Origin of the sequence: Bradyrhizobium sp. HKCCYLS3070 (genome assembly GCF_051167575.1) — a bacterium.
Taxonomy (GTDB): domain Bacteria; phylum Pseudomonadota; class Alphaproteobacteria; order Rhizobiales; family Xanthobacteraceae; genus Bradyrhizobium.
The window spans coordinates 18,867-33,578 of the sequence record NZ_JBNPTI010000008.1; the positions used below are offsets into that span (position 1 = coordinate 18,867).

Consider the following 14,712-nt stretch of genomic DNA (forward strand, 5'->3'; position numbering starts at 1 on the left):
AGACGGCGAGATCAATCGCTGCGGTGGACGACGGAGGAAACGATGGACGAAAAGCGCAGTGACAGTCAGTCGGCTTACGCCGGCTTTGGCGCGGAGTGGCGCCCTTCCAATCTGACGCCGGGCGAGGCGCAGACAGCGACGGCCTGGGTGGAAACCCGGATCGACCGTCGCTCGATGCTGACCAACAAGGAGCGTGTCCACGACATCCGCGACGCGATGTGGGAGTTGGAGAAGGACGGCGAAATCGTCGTCCATCGGATCGACGAGCGCCACGAGCCGGTGGTGGCGCGCACGCTGTACGGCTGGGACAAGCGCATTCCCACCACCAACCTCTGGCAGCACAAGTCCTGCGGACAGTGCGGCAATATCCCCGGCTATCCGTCGAGCGTGATGTGGCTGATGAACCAGCTCGGCGTGCGCTATCTCGACGAGACCGATCAAACCTCTTGCACCGCCTGGAATTATCACGGCTCCGGGGTCGGCAATGTCGTCAGTCTGGCCGCCGTCTTCCTGCGCAACTTCCACCAGGCATACATGTCGGCCAAGGCGCAGGGGCTGCCGGTCGGAACCTACTTCCCGCTGGTCCACTGTGGCACGTCGTTCGGCAATTACAAGGAGATGCGCATCTTCTTGATGCATTCGGCTGAACTGCGCGAGCAGGTGAAGAAGATTCTCGGCAAGCTGGGCCGCCTGGTCGACGGCAAGCTGCTGATCCCCGAGGAGATCGTGCACTATTCCGAATGGCTGCACGTCATGCGTCACCGCATCCGGGAGCGGCAGGTCATAGACGTGAGCAGCCTTCGCGCCACCGTTCATCCGGCTTGTCACGTCTACAAGATGGTTCCGGAAGACGTGATCTATGACGACACCGTCATGGATGGCAATCGCGTCGCGGTATCGACCGGCCTGATGCAGGCGCTGGGTGCACAGGTGATCGACTACTCCACTTGGTACGACTGCTGCGGCTTCGGTTTTCGTCATATCATTGGCGAGCGTGAGTTCACCCGCTCCTTCGCCATCGACCGCAAGATCAGGGTCGCGGTCGAGGAGGCGCGGGCGGACGTCATGATCGGCCACGATACGGGTTGCATCACCACGCTCGACAAGAACCAGTGGATCGGCAAAGCCGTCGACAAGGTCTACGCGCTGCCAGTCATGGCCGATTGCCAGTTCGCGGCGCTCGCCCTCGGTGCGCATCCATACAAGCTCGCGCAGCTTCATTGGCACGCCTCGCCGTTCGAGGGGATGCTCGAGAAGCTCGGCATCGACTGGCAGAAAGCCAAAGCCGAATTCGAGGCCTACCTCGATGAAGTGAAGGCCGGCCGCATCGAGACGCTCTACGACCCCAAACGCGCGATTACGTCGGGCCCAGGCTATGTCAAGCCGACGGCGACCTTGTCAGGAGCCGCATCATGACCTGTCCCGTTCTCATCGTTGGCGGTGGGCCGTCGGGGCTTTCCGCCGCACATGCGCTGGCCGCGGCCGGCCAGCGCGTCGTTCTCGTCGAGAAGGCGGAGCAGCTCGGCGGCGCGCCGATCCAGTCGGGCTATGCCAAGCTGGTGCCGTCCGGCGAATGGGCCAAGGACGCCATCGGTGGCATGGTGCGCCGGGTCGAAACCGACAGCCGTATCGAGATCCGAAGGCGCGTCACGGTGAAGGCCTTCTCGGGCAGCCCAGGCGACTTTCGCGTGACGCTGTCGGATGGCACGGTGCTGGAGGCGGGGGCGGCGATCCTGTGCACCGGCTTCACGCATTTCGATTCCGTCAACAAGCCGGAATGGGGTTTCGGTACCTACCCTGATGTGGTCACGACGACCCAGGTCGAGCAGATGCTCTCCTCCGGCAGGGGCGTGCGCCGTCCGTCCGACGGACGCGAGCCGGAGCGGGTCGCGATCCTGCTATGCGTCGGCTCGCGCGACCGCCAGATCGGTCGCGAGTGGTGCTCGAAGATCTGCTGCACGGTCTCCGCCAACATTGCCATGGAGATCCGCGAGGCGGTGCCACGGTGCAACGTGTATATCTACTACATGGATATCCGCACCTTCGGCCTCTACGAAGATCTCTACTACTGGGAAAGCCAGGAGAAGCATCGGGTCAAATACATCAAGGCGCGGATCGCCGAAGTGACATCGGACGGCAGGCGGCTGATCGTGAAGGGCGAGGACACGCTGGTGAAGCGGCCGATCTCGATTCCGTTCGACATGGTGGTGCACGCCATCGGCATGGATCCCAATGTTGACAACATGACGTTGTCGGCGGTGTTCGACGTCAAACTGCAGAAGCACGGCCATATCCAGAAGGCATCGGTCTATTCCAACACATCGGCGACCTCGCGGCCCGGCGTCTTCGTCGCCGGCGCGGCGACCGGGCCCGAGACCATCGACGATTCCATCGCACAGGGCCAGTCGGCAGCGATGGCCGCGCTGACCCTGGTCCGCGGCGCCATGATGGAAGCGGCCGAGTGATGTGGCCGATCACCAGCCATAGAGGCAAGGCGGTGGCCGAGCCGACGCGGCCGGTGCTTGATCTGTCCGGCCCCAGGCTGCGGCGGGCGTTCGAGAACCTCGTGGAATCCGCCGACGACGCCGGTGGCGTCGAGCGTTATGTCGGAGCGCTCGCGCTCAAGGCCTCGCTGTTCGAGGAGGTGCTGGGCAAGGGGCGGGTCAGCGAGCTGACGGAGGCCGAATTCTGCGACCTCGCCACGTTCATCACGCCGGTGCGCCGGCGTGTGGGTGCGTGGCTCGGCCGCAACGGATTCGCGGCGATGCGCAGCAGGCTCGAGGTCCTGCTGTGCGGATGGTCCGATCTCGGCACCACCGACCAGCGCGTCGCCGCGTTCGTCACGAGCTTTCCAGCCGATCGCGAGCACCGCTGGTCGCGCGATCTTGCCGCCGAGCTCCTTCATTTCACCGCGCCCGACCGCTATCCGCTGATGACGCGCTGGATGTGGGACGCCAGGGTCAATACCGGCGTGTTGCGCGAGATATGGTACGACGAGGATGCCGAGGCCGGTACGATCGCCGTCGGCGACGGCCTCGCCACTTTCACGATGCTACGCGAGGAGCTCGAAGGATTCCTGCAGGCGAACGGTGTCTTCCGCGATCTGGCCTTCTACGTCGATCTGCTCTGCGCCCACACCTATGCAAACTATATCAACGACAAGGGCGGCCAGTTCCTGCACGCGGACTTCTGCGGCGGCTTCAAAGCAGACGCGATGGCGCATACTCGGCGTCTCCTGGGACTCGATGCGGTCGATACCGAGTCGGGGCGCACCCGCCTGAAGCTGATCGATGGCAGGGCCTATGTGCTCGGGCAGCCTCGCCTGCTGAGCGAATGAGGGAACATCCATGCCGATTCACGAAAAATCGCTGATCCGGCCCGAGAATCTCGTCACGCATGAGCACCTGGAAATCGATGGCGTCGATGTCTCCGGGCACTGGAGCACGTTCATCACCTCGCGCGCCATCACCGACTACAACGAGCAGATGCAGGAGGAGATCGCGGCGCTCCCGGGGGGCGAGTTCATCCACCGCTGCTGGCAATGCGGCTCATGCACCAACGCCTGCACGATCAACGCCGTGAATCCCGACTTCAACCCGCGCTATTGGATCTACCTGATCCGCATGGGCTTCGAAAGCGAGCTGCTGCGTGACAAGGACATCATCTGGCAGTGCGTCTCCTGCAACAAGTGCACCTATGCCTGTCCGCGCGACGTCAGTCCCGAAGGCGTGATGAAGGCCACGGCACATTGGCTGGAGCTGAAGGGCTATACGGAGAAGAAGCCGTCCACCGCGTTCGATGAGGTCTTCTCCGAGCAGGTCTTCGCCACCGGCAAGATCGAGGAAGGCCGCGTGTTGCGCCGGTTCTTCGCGCGGACCGGGCAGTCCCTGTCGCAGGGCTGGCTTGTCGAACTGATACGCAGTCTCGCCAGCCGATTGCCGGTCGGCCTCCTGGTGAAGTTGGGACTTGCCAGCGTGATCCGTCCCCGCACGCGCGGATGGCGGGGCGCCAGCCTCGCGATCGACGAGTATGTCCGTGAGTGCGAAGCAGCTGCCCGCAAGGCGCTTCGGCTGGACGTTCAGGGAGCTGAGTGATGAGCGACAAACACAAGCAGGTCGCCTACTATCCGGGCTGCGCGCTCGAAGGCACCGGGCACGCCTACAACCGCTCGACCAAGGAGGTCGGCAAGGCACTCGGCCTCGACCTGGTCGAGCTCAAGAACTGGAACTGCTGCGGGGCCATGGAGGTCAAGAACATCGATCCCAAGCTGCAGACCTATCTGTCGGCCCGCAACCTCTCGATCGCCGATGCGATGGGGTTCGATACCGTGATGGCGCCGTGCAATGGCTGCTATCACAATCTCAAGAAGGCCGAATACGACCTCGCCAAGGATCCCGCGTCGCGCGAGGTGACGGACCGACTGTCGCGCAAGGCCGGCCACGCAACCTACGAAGCGGGCAAGGTCACGACCATTCACGCGCTCGACTGGATCAAGGAATCGGTCGGCGAACAAGGCCTCAAGGCACGCGTGAAGAACTCGCTCAAGGGCCTGAAGGTCGCCAACTACTACGGCTGCATGTACACGCGGCCGCGTCACATCTTTCCGGAAAAGGACAAGGGGCCCGGCTCGGAATCGACCTCCAAGCCCCATTTCATGGACGACCTGCTGGCCGCGGCGGGGGCCGAAAATGTCGAGTACCCCCTCAAGACGGCATGCTGTGGCGGCGCTCACACGCTGTCCGACAGTGACACCTCGACCAAGCTCGTTCTCAACCTGCTCACGACGGCCGAGGCCTGCGGCGCGGACGTGATCGCCACCGAATGCCCGACCTGCCACACCGGGCTCGAAATGCATCAGGTGCGCGCCGAAAAGGTCTTCGGCCGCAAGACGAGCGTCAAGATCCTGTACTTCACCCAGCTCCTCGGCATGGCGCTCGGGCTGTCGGCGCGCAGGGTCGGCGTGCAGGAGAACTTCTCGGATTCGACCGGTCTGTTGCGTGCGCGGGGGCTCGGCTGATGGCGGATATCGGTATCACGAGCCTCGACAACGTCGCGATGCGGCTCGACGGCATGTTGGCCGCGTCCGATGCCGCACTCTCGGCGGCCGCCGCGCCGCTTGCCGAGGAGTTGCTGCAGCTCGGCGAAACGATTCTCGAAACATGGCTCGCTGCGCACGGCGAGATCGCGACCGATCGCAAGGTCGAGACGTTTCGCCTGTTGGCGCTGCATCGGCAGGGTGCGCGCGGCGATGCAAGCTTCAACGCATGCCGCGAAACATGCCGCGAGCTCGTCTATCATTATAATCTGGTGCGCCTCGAGCCAGGCCACGCGGAGGTCGCCCGGCGGCTGCGGCTGGGCACCATGGTCGCGCGGCACCTTATGCTGTTCATCGGAGGCAAGCTGGAGGTGGCCGGGCTCGGCGACTTCTGCTGCGCGTCCCGGCCGCTACGTCAACTCGATGCATCGATGCAGACCAACGAAACTGTTTGAGACAAGGAGAAGACGATGCCCATCGTCCGCGGCTGCAACCTTCCCGACGACCTCCTCTACGACGTCGAAAACAACATCTGGTATCGCGAGAACGCCGACGGCACCGTGACGCTCGGGATGACCGCCGTGGCAGCGGCCATGGCCGGTCAGCTTGTCGCCTTCACACCAAAGAAGGCCGGCCGGTTGGTCGATGCGGGCAAGTCCTGCGCCACGATCGAATCCGGCAAGTGGGTCGGCCCGGCAAAGGTCGCCTTCAATGCGGAAATCGTCGAGGTCAACGATGCAATGAGCGCAGCGCCCAAGCTCGCCAATACGGACCCATATGGCGAGGGATGGATGGTCAAGGTGCGCCCGAAGGACTGGGCTGCTGCCAAGGCCGGCCTCGTGCCGGGCACGGCGGCCGCCGCCCCTTACGAAGCGAAGATGGCTGCCGAGAATTTCGCTGGCTGCGCGTAAGGAAGTGGATAGGCCGTGACTGAGACCGTCGCAATCAGGACATCGATGATAAGTCGCGGCCTCGCGGCCTTCATGTCGCTGCCGACCTATTTCCCGGGTGTCCTGGCCAGTCTGATCATCGCGATCGCTGCAACCTTCCTGTCCGAGCACTATGGCGGGCCGGTCATGCTGTTCGCCTTGCTGCTTGGGATGGCCTTCTATTTCCTGTCGCAGGAGGGGCGCTGTGTTGCCGGCATCGAACTCGCCTCGAAGCACATCCTGCGCGTCGCCGTCGGCCTGCTCGGGGCGCAGATCACGATTGCCGAGATCATGAAGCTCGGTCCGACGCCCGTGATCACGGTCGTCGGCGCGGTGATCCTGACCATCCTGTTCGGCGCGCTGGCCTCCCGTGCCATGGGTTTGAGCCGGCGGTTCGGAATCCTCACCTCCGGGGCTGTGGCGATTTGCGGAGCGTCGGCGGCGCTCGCGATCTCGTCGGTGTTGCCCAAGGGGGAGCAGCACGAACGCGACACGGTCTTTACCGTGATCGGCGTGACCGCGCTCAGCACGATCGCGATGATCGTCTATCCGCTGGTGATCGCAGGATTCCATCTCGATCACGCTGCAGTCGGCATGTTTCTTGGCGGCACCATTCACGACGTTGCGCAAGTGGTTGGCGCCGGCTTCAGCGTGTCGGAGGAGACCGGAAACGTCGCGACCTTCACCAAGCTGCTCCGGGTTGCCATGCTGCTGCCTGTCGTGGTGATGCTGTCCTACGTGTTCCGCGCCCATCACGTCGGTAAGGCCGGGCGACAATTGCCGGGGTTCCTGGTGGTGTTCGCCGTTCTGGTGATGCTCAACAGCGCCGGCGTCATTCCCGCATTCCTGCTTGCCCTCATCAAGGACATTTCAAGGTGGTGCCTGGTGACGGCGATCGCAGCGCTCGGGATGAAGACGTCGCTCAAGGCGATGGCCGATGTCGGCGGCCGGGCGATCGCGCTGATCGTCGCCGAGACGTTGTTCCTCGCGGTCCTCGTGCTGATAGTCGTGCGTTGGAAAGCAGGAATCCAATGATGCGCGCGGTTGCGCCTGCGAGAGATCGAACGGAGAGATGCAATGGCCGATGATAACAATACCAAGCGCATGTCGATGATTGTCACCAAGGGCACGCTGGATTGGGCCTATCCGCCCTTTATCCTGGCCACGACAGCGGCGGCCATGGGCCTCGAAGTGACCATGTTCTTCACCTTCTACGGCTTGACGCTGCTCAAGAAGAATCTCGACCTGAAGATTTCGACGCTCGGCAATCCGGCCATGGAGATGCCGATGTTTGGAATGCACATCGGCATGCCGAATCTCGTATCGGCCATCCCCGGCGTCGACGCGGCGGCGACGACAATGATGAAGAACCTGATCAAGAAAAAGGGGGTCGCATCGATAGAGGAGTTGCGCACGATGGCCATCGAAGCCGAAGTCAAGATGATCGCCTGCCAGATGACCATGGATCTATTCGAGTACACCAAGGACGACATGATCGAGGGGCCGGTGCTCGGCGGCGCTGCGACCTACATCGAGACGGCGACCAAGAGCGACATCAACCTGTTCATTTGAATGTATCACGAAGCCAGCACCAGAAATTACGGAGAGACAGGATGGCTGACCAGGTTCTCGATGCCAAGGGACTGAACTGCCCGCTGCCGATCTTGCGCGCGAAGAAGGCACTCAAGGACGTGCCGATCGGTGGCACGCTTCAAGTGCTCGCCACCGATCCCGGCGCCGTGAAGGACTTCGAGGCGTTTTGTCGCACGACCGGAAATGATCTCTTGGAATCCAAGTCGGAAGGCAAGCAGTTCGAGTTCCTGATCAGGCGAACGTCCTGACGCTACGCAATCTCTGACAGGTTGGAGTGCCTTTCGGTTTGACCGAGAGCGGATCCGCAACCAACGGAGGCGACCGGTGCAGTCTGCACGCTCCGCCGCCGGCGTTTCGCCGCCGTTTGCCCACGCTGCAAGGCGTACGACTGTGAACCGTCACCCTTGCGTCTTCGCTGGGGCATCCTCGATCAGGTGGTCCGCAATGATCTCCACCAGGCTCGCGAGCCCGCCTTCCCATTTCCAGTGGGCCTTGCTCTCGTCCATGGTCAGCCGGCAGTTCGAGCATGCCGAGACCATGGTCTTTGCACCGGTCTTCTCCACCTGATCCATTTTGATCTTGAATACCTTGTGGCGAAGATCGGCAGCGCGCGCGATCGCCTGCACGCCGCCCCCGCCACCGCAGCACCAGTTGAGATTTCCGGTCGGGGTCATCTCGCGGAAGTCCTTCGCGAAATCCTGCAGGAGGAATCGCGCATCTTCGGTCGCGCCGCCACGACGGGAGATCTGACAGGGATCGTGATAGGTGATCGACTCCTCGATCGGCTTCAGCCTCAGTCTGCCGTCCCGCTTGAGTTGCGCCATGAATTCCGAAATGTGCACGACTGCGAAGGGCAGGGGGCGGCCGAGCATATTGGCGCCCGACCAGCGCAGCGCACCGAACGCGTGGCCGCACTCCGGAATCACCACCGTCTTGGCTCCCACCGCCTCGGCGGCCTCGGTGATCCGCTGAACCATGATCCTGGCGACGTCCGCCTTGCCGGCCAGATAGCCAAAATTCGTGGCTTCATAGCCCTTCGTGCTCAGCGTCCAGTCGACGCCCGCGTGGTTGAGCAGCTTGGCCATGGCCACCACGGAATCGGGGTATTTCATCGTCTCGACGGACGAGAGCGTCAGCAGAATGTCGGCCGTGTCCTTGTCGAGCGCGATGGGCACGTCGTGCTCATCTTCGAGCCATTCGATACGATCGCGCAGCTTTTCGGCCGTCACGCCCAGCGGGCTTCCATGATCGCGCGAATTGTCGGCGGCCTGCAGAAGGTCCTTCGGTCCAAGTCCCGCCTTGACGAAGGCCTGCCGCGCGCCGCCCACGATGGAAGCGATGTCGATCCCCATCGGACAGATCGTGGTGCAGCGACCGCACATGGTGCAGGTATCGAACAGCAGTTCCTCCCATTCCCTGAGGTCCTCTTCCGTGACGCGGGGGGCGAAGAGCGAGAGCGGGAATTTCTGCCGGCGATAGGCCTTGGCAATCGGAAACAGCTTGTAGGCGGGCGTGTGCCGCGGATCTCCGGAGGCCTGATAGAAGTGGCAGGCTTCGGCACAGTTCCCGCAATGGACGCAAGCCTCGAGATAGCTGACCAGATGTCCCTCGGTTCGCGCCAGGAACGTCCTGCTGGCTGCTTCGACGTCGATTTCGCCGCCCATCGCCTTACCTCACCCGCAATTGTATCAGCTCTTCGCCTTCCGGATCGATCACATGCACCGCGCACGCAATGCACGGATCGAAGCTGTGTATCGTGCGCTGGATCTCGAGCGGCTGCCGAGGATCGTGGAGTGTGTGGCGATCCATCAATGCCGCTTCGTAAGGTCCGGGCTGGCCCTTGGAATCACGCGGTCCCGCGTTCCAGGTCGAGGGCACCACGGCCTGATAATTATCGATGCGCTTGTTCTTGATCACCACCCAATGCGCCAGCGCCCCACGCGGCGCTTCCATGAAGCCGACACCCTTGGCTTCGGTGGGCCAAGTTGAGGGATCCCACTTGTTCGAATTGTGAACGTTCAGATCACCCGCGCGGATGTTGGAAAGAAGACGGTCGTACCAAGTCGACATCTGGTCGACGACGATCTTGCTTTCCAGGGCGCGCGCCGCAGTGCGTCCCATGGTCGAGAACATCGCCGTCAGGGGCAGTTCGAGCTTGCCCAGCGCGTAACCGGCCAGTTCGCGCGTCGGCTCGTGACCTTTGGCATGGAGCATCAGCACGCGCGCGAGCGGGCCGACCTCCATGACATGGCCCTTCCAGCGAGGCGCCTTCAGCCAGGAATAGCTCGCACCGACATCGAGCTGCTCGAAGGGAGGCTTGGGACCGGTGTAATGCAGATTGGTCTCGCCCTCGTAAGGATGCAGGCCTTTGTCCTTGCCGGTTGCATAGCCGTACCAGGAATGGGAGACGAACTCCTGGATTTCCTCCGAATTGTTCATGTCGACGGGATGGATCGTGGTCAGGTCGCGATTGAGGATGGCGCCCGCCGGGATCAGCCAACTGGCCGGGTCGTCCATGCCCTTTTCGGGGAAGTCACCGTAGGTCAGGAAGTTGCCCACGCCTTCGCCGCGCGCGAACCAGTCCTTGTAGAAGGACGCGATGGCCAGCGTGTCCGGCAGATAGACCTGCTCGACAAAATCCTTCATTCGGCCGATCACGGTCTTCACCGTCTGCAGACCGTCGATGCCGATGGCGGTGCCGCCGGTGTTCAGGCTGATCGCCGACGGGGCGCCGCCGACCAGGAAATTCGGATGCGGATTCTTGCCGCCGAAGACGGTGTGGAGCTGCACCACCTCGCGCTGCCAGGCGAGCGCTTCCAAATAGTGCGCGACCGCCATCAGGTTTGCTTCGGCCGGCAGCTTGAATCCGGGATGTCCCCAGAATCCACCTGCAAAGATGCCGAGCTGGCCGCCTTCGACGAAGGCTTTCAGTCTCTTCTGCGTGTCTGCGAAATAGCCCGGGCTCGACTTCGGAAAGCTCGAGATCGATTGCGCCAATTGCGACGTCGCCGCGGGATCGGCCTTCAACGCCGACACCACGTCGACCCAGTCGAGCGCGTGCAGATGATAGAAGTGCATGACATGGTCGTGCACATATTGTGCGGCAATCATCAGGTTGCGGATGAGTTGCGCGTTCGGCGGAATGGCGTATCCCAGCGCATTCTCCACGGCACGGACGCTGGCGATGCCGTGGACCAGCGTGCACACGCCGCATATTCGCTGCGCGAAAGCCCAGGCCTCGCGCGGATCGCGTCCTTTGAGGATCAGTTCGATGCCGCGCACCATCGTGCCGGAACTGTACGCGCCGGTGATGGCGCCCTGGGGATCTGTTTCCGCCTCGATCCGCAGGTGCCCTTCGATGCGCGTGATGGGATCGACCACGATGCGCTGGTTCATATCTCAACTCCCCGGCGGCTGTAGAAGATCCCGGTCTCGCTTCTGGTCAGGAAGACGAGGAAGGCATGCATGAGCTTTCCGAACGGGAACCAGATCAGGAACAGGCACACGGTCAGGATGTGCACGGACAAGAGCGTTTCATACGGCGCCCATAGGTGGCTCACCGTGATCAGCCCTGTCACGACCGGAAGGAACGTCACCAGCCAGCTGACGTAGTCGTCAAGCGTCGAAAGCAGTCTTAAGACCGGATTCGTCATCCGCCGCGCCAGCGCAGCCAGCAGCGACGCCAGCGTGAGCACCGACGCGGCCGAAATCACGCCGGTGGGCAAATTCGGCCATGAAAAGCCGAACAATCCGCGCAGGAATAGAATGTGCTGCGCCAGTCCGAACACGACGATGGCAAGGCCGACGTGAAAGACATAGCCGTTCACCGTGCTGAACAGCGACGCGCGCAGATGGGTGTTCGCGGGCCATAGGTGACGTACGAAGCCCCGGAACGCGCCAACCACGGCATGCGGTGCACCGGCTCGCTTCGCCGATCTGTCGTTGGTCCAGGGCAGGAGCAACAGTGACGCGAGCCGCCACACCACGCCGCCCACGAATATCGCGATTGCAATCTCGATCGCGGGCCCGCGCACGAAATCCAGCAGGCTCATGGCTGGGTCTCCCTCTCCGCTCGTTGTTTGCGTCGGCGCGCCAGCCGTGCGCTGGCAATCCCGACCGCCGCGCCCGCAGCTGCGGCGCCGCCGATGATCTCCGGATCATTCAACGTGTTTGAGGAAAGCGGCTGGTAGAAGCTGCCGCGATCCCAGAAATTCGGTTCGGAACACCCCAGACAGCCGTGTCCGGACTGGATCGGGAAGGAGACGCCACCATTCCATTTCACGGTCGCGCACGCATTGTAAGTCACGGGCCCCTTGCAACCGACTTCATAGAGGCACCAGCCCTTGCGTGCTCCCTCATCGTCGAACTGCTTGGCGAACTGCCCCTTGTCGTAGAACGGTCGGCGATAGCAGCGGTCATGAATCGTATCGCCGAAAAACGCTTTCGGCCTGCCCTTGTCGTCGAGCTCGGGAAGCTTGTTGAAAGTCACGAAATACGCAACCGTGCCAGCGATGGCTTCCGGAATGGGCGGGCAACCGGAGACATTGATCACCGGTTTGTCGGTGATGATGTCGCTGACGGCAACTGCGCCGGTGGGGTTGGGATTTGCGTGCGGGATGCCGCCAAAGGCCGCGCAGGTCCCGACTGAGATCACGGCGGCTGCATCTGCGGCCGTCTCCTTCAGCACCTCGAGGTTGGTCTTGCCGGCGTTGGTGGAGTAGACCCCGCCATCTCTCGTCGAGACTGAGCCGTCGACTACGACGACATATTTGCCCTTGTTCTCCTTCATGGCAGCGAGGCGGGCCGCTTCCGCGGCAGCACCCGACACCGCCATCAGCGTTTCGTGATAGTCGAGCGAGATGAGATTGAAGATCATGTCCTCGATGGTCGGACCGAAAGAACGCGTCAGCGATTCCGTACAGCCCGTGCATTCCTGAAATGAGAGCCAGATCACGGATTGGCGCCGCGTATTTGCCAACGCCTCCGCCATGCCCTTCGCGGCCATCGGGGGCAACGCCAGCAGGCTGGCAAGATAGGTCGTATATTTCAGCAGGGCGCGGCGGGAGACGCCCCGGCGCGTCAAGAGCTCGCCGATCGTCTGGGTTTCATGCATCTTCGGCATCCTCTGAAGAGACGCGGTCGATCAGATCTTCAGACAGTTTGTTGCTGGCCGCAGCGATGTCAGCCGCATGGCTTGTCAGGATCTCCGGGGACGCCGTGATTTCGATGCGTTCGGCGGCGAGCTTGTCCCCGGCGCCCAAATGGCGAACCCACCACACGCCGGCATAGCGCGTCTCCCAGATTTCGCTGACGCCGGCTGCGGTCAAAACGGCCTCCAGGTCACCATGGCCCAACCGCTCCTCCAATTCGCTGCGATCCGCAACCGTGAGAGGCAGGCTGCACAGATCGATCGCCGCGCAAGCGCCGGTTTTGGCAAGCACATCGAGGTGATGGGCGATCTCGCGGAGCAAGCTGTCGATCATCCCGGTGCGGAACCCCGCTGCGGCATCCGCTTCAACTGTCATGGTGCCACCTGCTGAGTAGCGCTTTGATCTGCTGACATGCGGTGGGAATGGCCGCGCCAACCGCGGGCGTCAGCGACAGGCCCCATTGTGTGGATTCGGGTTGAACTGCGACGAGCGCCCGACGCGCCGGCTCGCAGCCGGTCAGCCGCGCCGCCGACATCAGGTCGGCAAGCGCGACCTCATGAGCCGTCCGCTTCTTTCCCGTCAGCTGCCGGTCCATCTCCGGACCTTGAAAGATCCTTACGGTGCCGGGCTTCGCGCCCAGTTCCACGGCGTCGACGGCGATGAGCGAGCCGAAATCTTCGATCTCCGAAAACAGGGACAGCCCGAGCGTCCCGCCATCCCGCAGAGCAACACGATGCGGTATCTCGCCCGCACATTCCAGTGCATCGAGGGCCCGAACGACCTGCACGCCAATGCCGTCATCGCTCAGCAGGATATTGCCGATTCCGAGCACCAGCGTGTAGGTCGCCGCGACATGCGTCCGCATAGGAGAACTCCTGCGAGATCAGGCGCCTCATATTCTATGCAGCGAATATGATGCTCTTATCTTGATCCACGTCAAATCGAGTTCATCGATCGGGCTATGATCTAGCACCCAAGTAATTGCGTGGAACCGACATGTGCCTTGGCATCCCGATGCGGGTCGTGGAGTGTGACGGAGTCATGGCGCGATGCGAGGCCAAAGGCATCGAGCGCATGGTGAGTCTGTTTTTGCTTCAGCATGAAACGATCGATCCCGGCGATCACGTCGTGGTTCATGTTGGTTACGCCATCCGGAAGATGTCAGAAGCCGAAGCGTCGAGTGCATGGGATCTCTTCGACGAACTGCTTGCGGCGGAAGACGCAATGCGCGGCAATGCATGAACGCGCCGTCGCGGAGGCCTGCGTCAGCCGGATGAACGTGAGGGGGGCGCGCCGTCAGCGACCGAAGTCGCGAGGCGCTGGTGGGTGCGATCCCCGGCATCGGCTTCGGGCTGGCCTCCGGCAAGCGGCTGGCGCGCTGGTCAGGTAATGACGAAGCATCGATCCGATGTCACCTTGCGCCTGCTACCCTGGCGCAGCGTAGCCGGATTCGACGAGGTGTTTTCCACATGACAGCGCGATCTCCACGCGAGGCGCCGCTTGCGCGACGAACCGGAACGGCATGGCGGCACGCCAATGTCGGCCGGCTGCTCAACAATGCGGTGCGCCGGTTCGAATCCCGGGTTCTCCAATTGATGGCCGAGGGCGGCCACGGCGGGACGCGGATCGCCCATGTCAGCCTCACCCGCAATCTCGATGTCGAGGGCACCCGGCTGACCGAGCTCGCGCGGCGGGCCTCGATGAGCAAGCAGGCGATGGGCGAGCTGGTCGATCAATGCGTCGAGCTGGGTCTGGTGTCGCGCGAGGCCGATCCGAGCGACCGGCGCGCCCGACTGGTCCGCTTCACGCCGGCCGGACTGAAATGGCTGGAGGCGTTCGGCGACGCCGTCGACGTGGCCGAAGCCGAGATGCGCAAGGAGCTCGGCAAGGCCGTGATGGACGCGATCCTGCAAGGGCTGTCGGCCTACGGCGCCCGCTTCGATACGCTCGACGACACCAGATAGTCAGGTTGCTTGACTATTTTGCCGGGCGCGGTAGCCTTCTT

18 protein-coding genes and 1 pseudogene are annotated in these 14,712 nt (G+C 62.8%); 12 read left to right on the plus strand and 7 right to left on the minus strand.

All coding sequences use genetic code 11. From position 1 onward, the window contains the following. The first annotated feature begins 42 nt into the window (after positions 1 to 42). The 10 genes from ACQR03_RS22985 to ACQR03_RS23030 are packed head-to-tail and all read left to right on the plus strand — an operon-like array spanning position 43 to position 7,805. Positions 43 to 1,416: a heterodisulfide reductase-related iron-sulfur binding cluster gene (locus ACQR03_RS22985; protein WP_315752121.1), complete on the plus strand. Its 1,374-nt coding sequence runs from the start codon at positions 43 to 45 to the stop codon at positions 1,414 to 1,416. Continuing rightward, positions 1,413 to 2,465 (plus strand): FAD-dependent oxidoreductase, encoded by a 1,053-nt coding sequence (locus tag ACQR03_RS22990; protein WP_315752120.1) that lies wholly within the window; start codon positions 1,413 to 1,415, stop codon positions 2,463 to 2,465. Before ACQR03_RS22985 ends, ACQR03_RS22990 begins: the two co-directional genes overlap by 4 nt. Further along, entirely contained in the window at positions 2,462 to 3,337 is an 876-nt protein-coding gene (locus ACQR03_RS22995; RefSeq protein WP_315752119.1) for a hypothetical protein, read from the plus strand. Before ACQR03_RS22990 ends, ACQR03_RS22995 begins: the two co-directional genes overlap by 4 nt. 10 nt (positions 3,338 to 3,347) lie before the next feature. Beyond that, positions 3,348 to 4,094 (plus strand): 4Fe-4S dicluster domain-containing protein, encoded by a 747-nt coding sequence (locus tag ACQR03_RS23000; RefSeq protein WP_315752118.1) that lies wholly within the window; start codon positions 3,348 to 3,350, stop codon positions 4,092 to 4,094. Continuing rightward, on the plus strand, positions 4,094 to 5,017 hold the full coding sequence (locus ACQR03_RS23005; RefSeq protein WP_315752117.1) for a CoB--CoM heterodisulfide reductase iron-sulfur subunit B family protein: 924 nt from the start codon (positions 4,094 to 4,096) through the stop codon (positions 5,015 to 5,017). The genes ACQR03_RS23000 and ACQR03_RS23005 overlap by 1 nt, the downstream gene beginning before the upstream one ends. Positions 5,018 to 5,055: 38 nt before the next feature. Then, entirely contained in the window at positions 5,056 to 5,490 is a 435-nt protein-coding gene (locus tag ACQR03_RS23010; protein ID WP_315752116.1) for a hypothetical protein, read from the plus strand. 15 nt (positions 5,491 to 5,505) lie between these two features. Next, positions 5,506 to 5,946, plus strand: a complete 441-nt coding sequence (locus ACQR03_RS23015; RefSeq protein WP_315752115.1) for a glycine cleavage system protein H — start codon at positions 5,506 to 5,508, stop codon at positions 5,944 to 5,946. Positions 5,947 to 5,961: 15 nt separating this feature from the next. Continuing rightward, the gene (locus ACQR03_RS23020; RefSeq protein WP_315752114.1) at positions 5,962 to 6,999 is read left to right on the plus strand and encodes a YeiH family protein; all 1,038 of its coding nucleotides are present in this window, start codon (positions 5,962 to 5,964) and stop codon (positions 6,997 to 6,999) included. Positions 7,000 to 7,008: 9 nt separating this feature from the next. Further along, positions 7,009 to 7,536, plus strand: a complete 528-nt coding sequence (gene dsrE2, locus ACQR03_RS23025) for a sulfur carrier protein DsrE2 (protein WP_315752113.1) — start codon at positions 7,009 to 7,011, stop codon at positions 7,534 to 7,536. Positions 7,537 to 7,577: 41 nt separating this feature from the next. Beyond that, positions 7,578 to 7,805 carry a sulfurtransferase TusA family protein gene (locus ACQR03_RS23030; RefSeq protein WP_315715462.1) on the plus strand — a complete coding sequence of 76 codons (228 nt, stop codon included), beginning with the start codon at positions 7,578 to 7,580 and terminating at the stop codon, positions 7,803 to 7,805. 150 nt (positions 7,806 to 7,955) lie between these two features. Here the strand turns inward: ACQR03_RS23030 and ACQR03_RS23035 are convergent, their stop codons facing one another. From ACQR03_RS23035 to ACQR03_RS23065, 7 genes and pseudogenes are all read right to left on the minus strand, one after another. Next, positions 7,956 to 8,909: a (Fe-S)-binding protein gene (locus tag ACQR03_RS23035; RefSeq protein WP_316172790.1), complete on the minus strand. Its 954-nt coding sequence runs from the start codon at positions 8,907 to 8,909 to the stop codon at positions 7,956 to 7,958. Beyond that, positions 8,910 to 9,221 (minus strand): annotated as a pseudogene (locus ACQR03_RS23040) (4Fe-4S dicluster domain-containing protein); the annotation flags it as partial. Between the two features lie 4 nt (positions 9,222 to 9,225). After that, positions 9,226 to 10,953 (minus strand): nickel-dependent hydrogenase large subunit, encoded by a 1,728-nt coding sequence (locus ACQR03_RS23045; RefSeq protein WP_315752111.1) that lies wholly within the window; start codon positions 10,951 to 10,953, stop codon positions 9,226 to 9,228. Then, positions 10,950 to 11,609 carry a hypothetical protein gene (locus ACQR03_RS23050; RefSeq protein WP_315752110.1) on the minus strand — a complete coding sequence of 220 codons (660 nt, stop codon included), beginning with the start codon at positions 11,607 to 11,609 and terminating at the stop codon, positions 10,950 to 10,952. The genes ACQR03_RS23045 and ACQR03_RS23050 overlap by 4 nt, the downstream gene beginning before the upstream one ends. Continuing rightward, positions 11,606 to 12,670 (minus strand): hydrogenase small subunit, encoded by a 1,065-nt coding sequence (locus ACQR03_RS23055; RefSeq protein ID WP_434841909.1) that lies wholly within the window; start codon positions 12,668 to 12,670, stop codon positions 11,606 to 11,608. Before ACQR03_RS23055 ends, ACQR03_RS23050 begins: the two co-directional genes overlap by 4 nt. Continuing rightward, positions 12,663 to 13,082, minus strand: a complete 420-nt coding sequence (locus tag ACQR03_RS23060) for a hydrogenase expression/formation C-terminal domain-containing protein (protein ID WP_316171956.1) — start codon at positions 13,080 to 13,082, stop codon at positions 12,663 to 12,665. The genes ACQR03_RS23055 and ACQR03_RS23060 overlap by 8 nt, the downstream gene beginning before the upstream one ends. Next, positions 13,072 to 13,572 (minus strand): HyaD/HybD family hydrogenase maturation endopeptidase, encoded by a 501-nt coding sequence (locus tag ACQR03_RS23065; RefSeq protein ID WP_434841910.1) that lies wholly within the window; start codon positions 13,570 to 13,572, stop codon positions 13,072 to 13,074. Before ACQR03_RS23065 ends, ACQR03_RS23060 begins: the two co-directional genes overlap by 11 nt. A 131-nt stretch (positions 13,573 to 13,703) precedes the next feature. Here ACQR03_RS23065 and ACQR03_RS23070 point away from each other — a divergent pair, with 131 nt between their 5' ends. Both ACQR03_RS23070 and ACQR03_RS23075 read left to right on the plus strand, forming a co-directional pair. After that, on the plus strand, positions 13,704 to 13,949 hold the full coding sequence (locus ACQR03_RS23070) for a HypC/HybG/HupF family hydrogenase formation chaperone (protein WP_315752106.1): 246 nt from the start codon (positions 13,704 to 13,706) through the stop codon (positions 13,947 to 13,949). Between the two features lie 227 nt (positions 13,950 to 14,176). After that, positions 14,177 to 14,671 carry a MarR family winged helix-turn-helix transcriptional regulator gene (locus tag ACQR03_RS23075; protein ID WP_316171954.1) on the plus strand — a complete coding sequence of 165 codons (495 nt, stop codon included), beginning with the start codon at positions 14,177 to 14,179 and terminating at the stop codon, positions 14,669 to 14,671. Positions 14,672 to 14,712: the final 41 nt, after the last annotated feature.

What these genes read in the sequence shown, in the direction of transcription:
- ACQR03_RS22985 (WP_315752121.1), top strand. Translation starts at nt 43, where the DNA reads ATGGACGAAAAGCGCAGTGACAGTCAGTCGGCTTACGCCGGCTTTGGC.
- ACQR03_RS22990 (WP_315752120.1), top strand. Translation starts at nt 1,413, where the DNA reads ATGACCTGTCCCGTTCTCATCGTTGGCGGTGGGCCGTCGGGGCTTTCC.
- ACQR03_RS23000 (WP_315752118.1), top strand. Translation starts at nt 3,348, where the DNA reads ATGCCGATTCACGAAAAATCGCTGATCCGGCCCGAGAATCTCGTCACG.
- ACQR03_RS23005 (WP_315752117.1), top strand. Translation starts at nt 4,094, where the DNA reads ATGAGCGACAAACACAAGCAGGTCGCCTACTATCCGGGCTGCGCGCTC.
- ACQR03_RS23010 (WP_315752116.1), top strand. Translation starts at nt 5,056, where the DNA reads ATGCGGCTCGACGGCATGTTGGCCGCGTCCGATGCCGCACTCTCGGCG.
- ACQR03_RS23015 (WP_315752115.1), top strand. Translation starts at nt 5,506, where the DNA reads ATGCCCATCGTCCGCGGCTGCAACCTTCCCGACGACCTCCTCTACGAC.
- ACQR03_RS23030 (WP_315715462.1), top strand. Translation starts at nt 7,578, where the DNA reads ATGGCTGACCAGGTTCTCGATGCCAAGGGACTGAACTGCCCGCTGCCG.
- ACQR03_RS23035 (WP_316172790.1), bottom strand. Translation starts at nt 8,909, where the DNA reads ATGGGGATCGACATCGCTTCCATCGTGGGCGGCGCGCGGCAGGCCTTC.
- ACQR03_RS23045 (WP_315752111.1), bottom strand. Translation starts at nt 10,953, where the DNA reads ATGAACCAGCGCATCGTGGTCGATCCCATCACGCGCATCGAAGGGCAC.
- ACQR03_RS23050 (WP_315752110.1), bottom strand. Translation starts at nt 11,609, where the DNA reads ATGAGCCTGCTGGATTTCGTGCGCGGGCCCGCGATCGAGATTGCAATC.
- ACQR03_RS23055 (WP_434841909.1), bottom strand. Translation starts at nt 12,670, where the DNA reads ATGCATGAAACCCAGACGATCGGCGAGCTCTTGACGCGCCGGGGCGTC.
- ACQR03_RS23060 (WP_316171956.1), bottom strand. Translation starts at nt 13,082, where the DNA reads ATGACAGTTGAAGCGGATGCCGCAGCGGGGTTCCGCACCGGGATGATC.
- ACQR03_RS23065 (WP_434841910.1), bottom strand. Translation starts at nt 13,572, where the DNA reads ATGCGGACGCATGTCGCGGCGACCTACACGCTGGTGCTCGGAATCGGC.
- ACQR03_RS23070 (WP_315752106.1), top strand. Translation starts at nt 13,704, where the DNA reads ATGTGCCTTGGCATCCCGATGCGGGTCGTGGAGTGTGACGGAGTCATG.
- ACQR03_RS23075 (WP_316171954.1), top strand. Translation starts at nt 14,177, where the DNA reads ATGACAGCGCGATCTCCACGCGAGGCGCCGCTTGCGCGACGAACCGGA.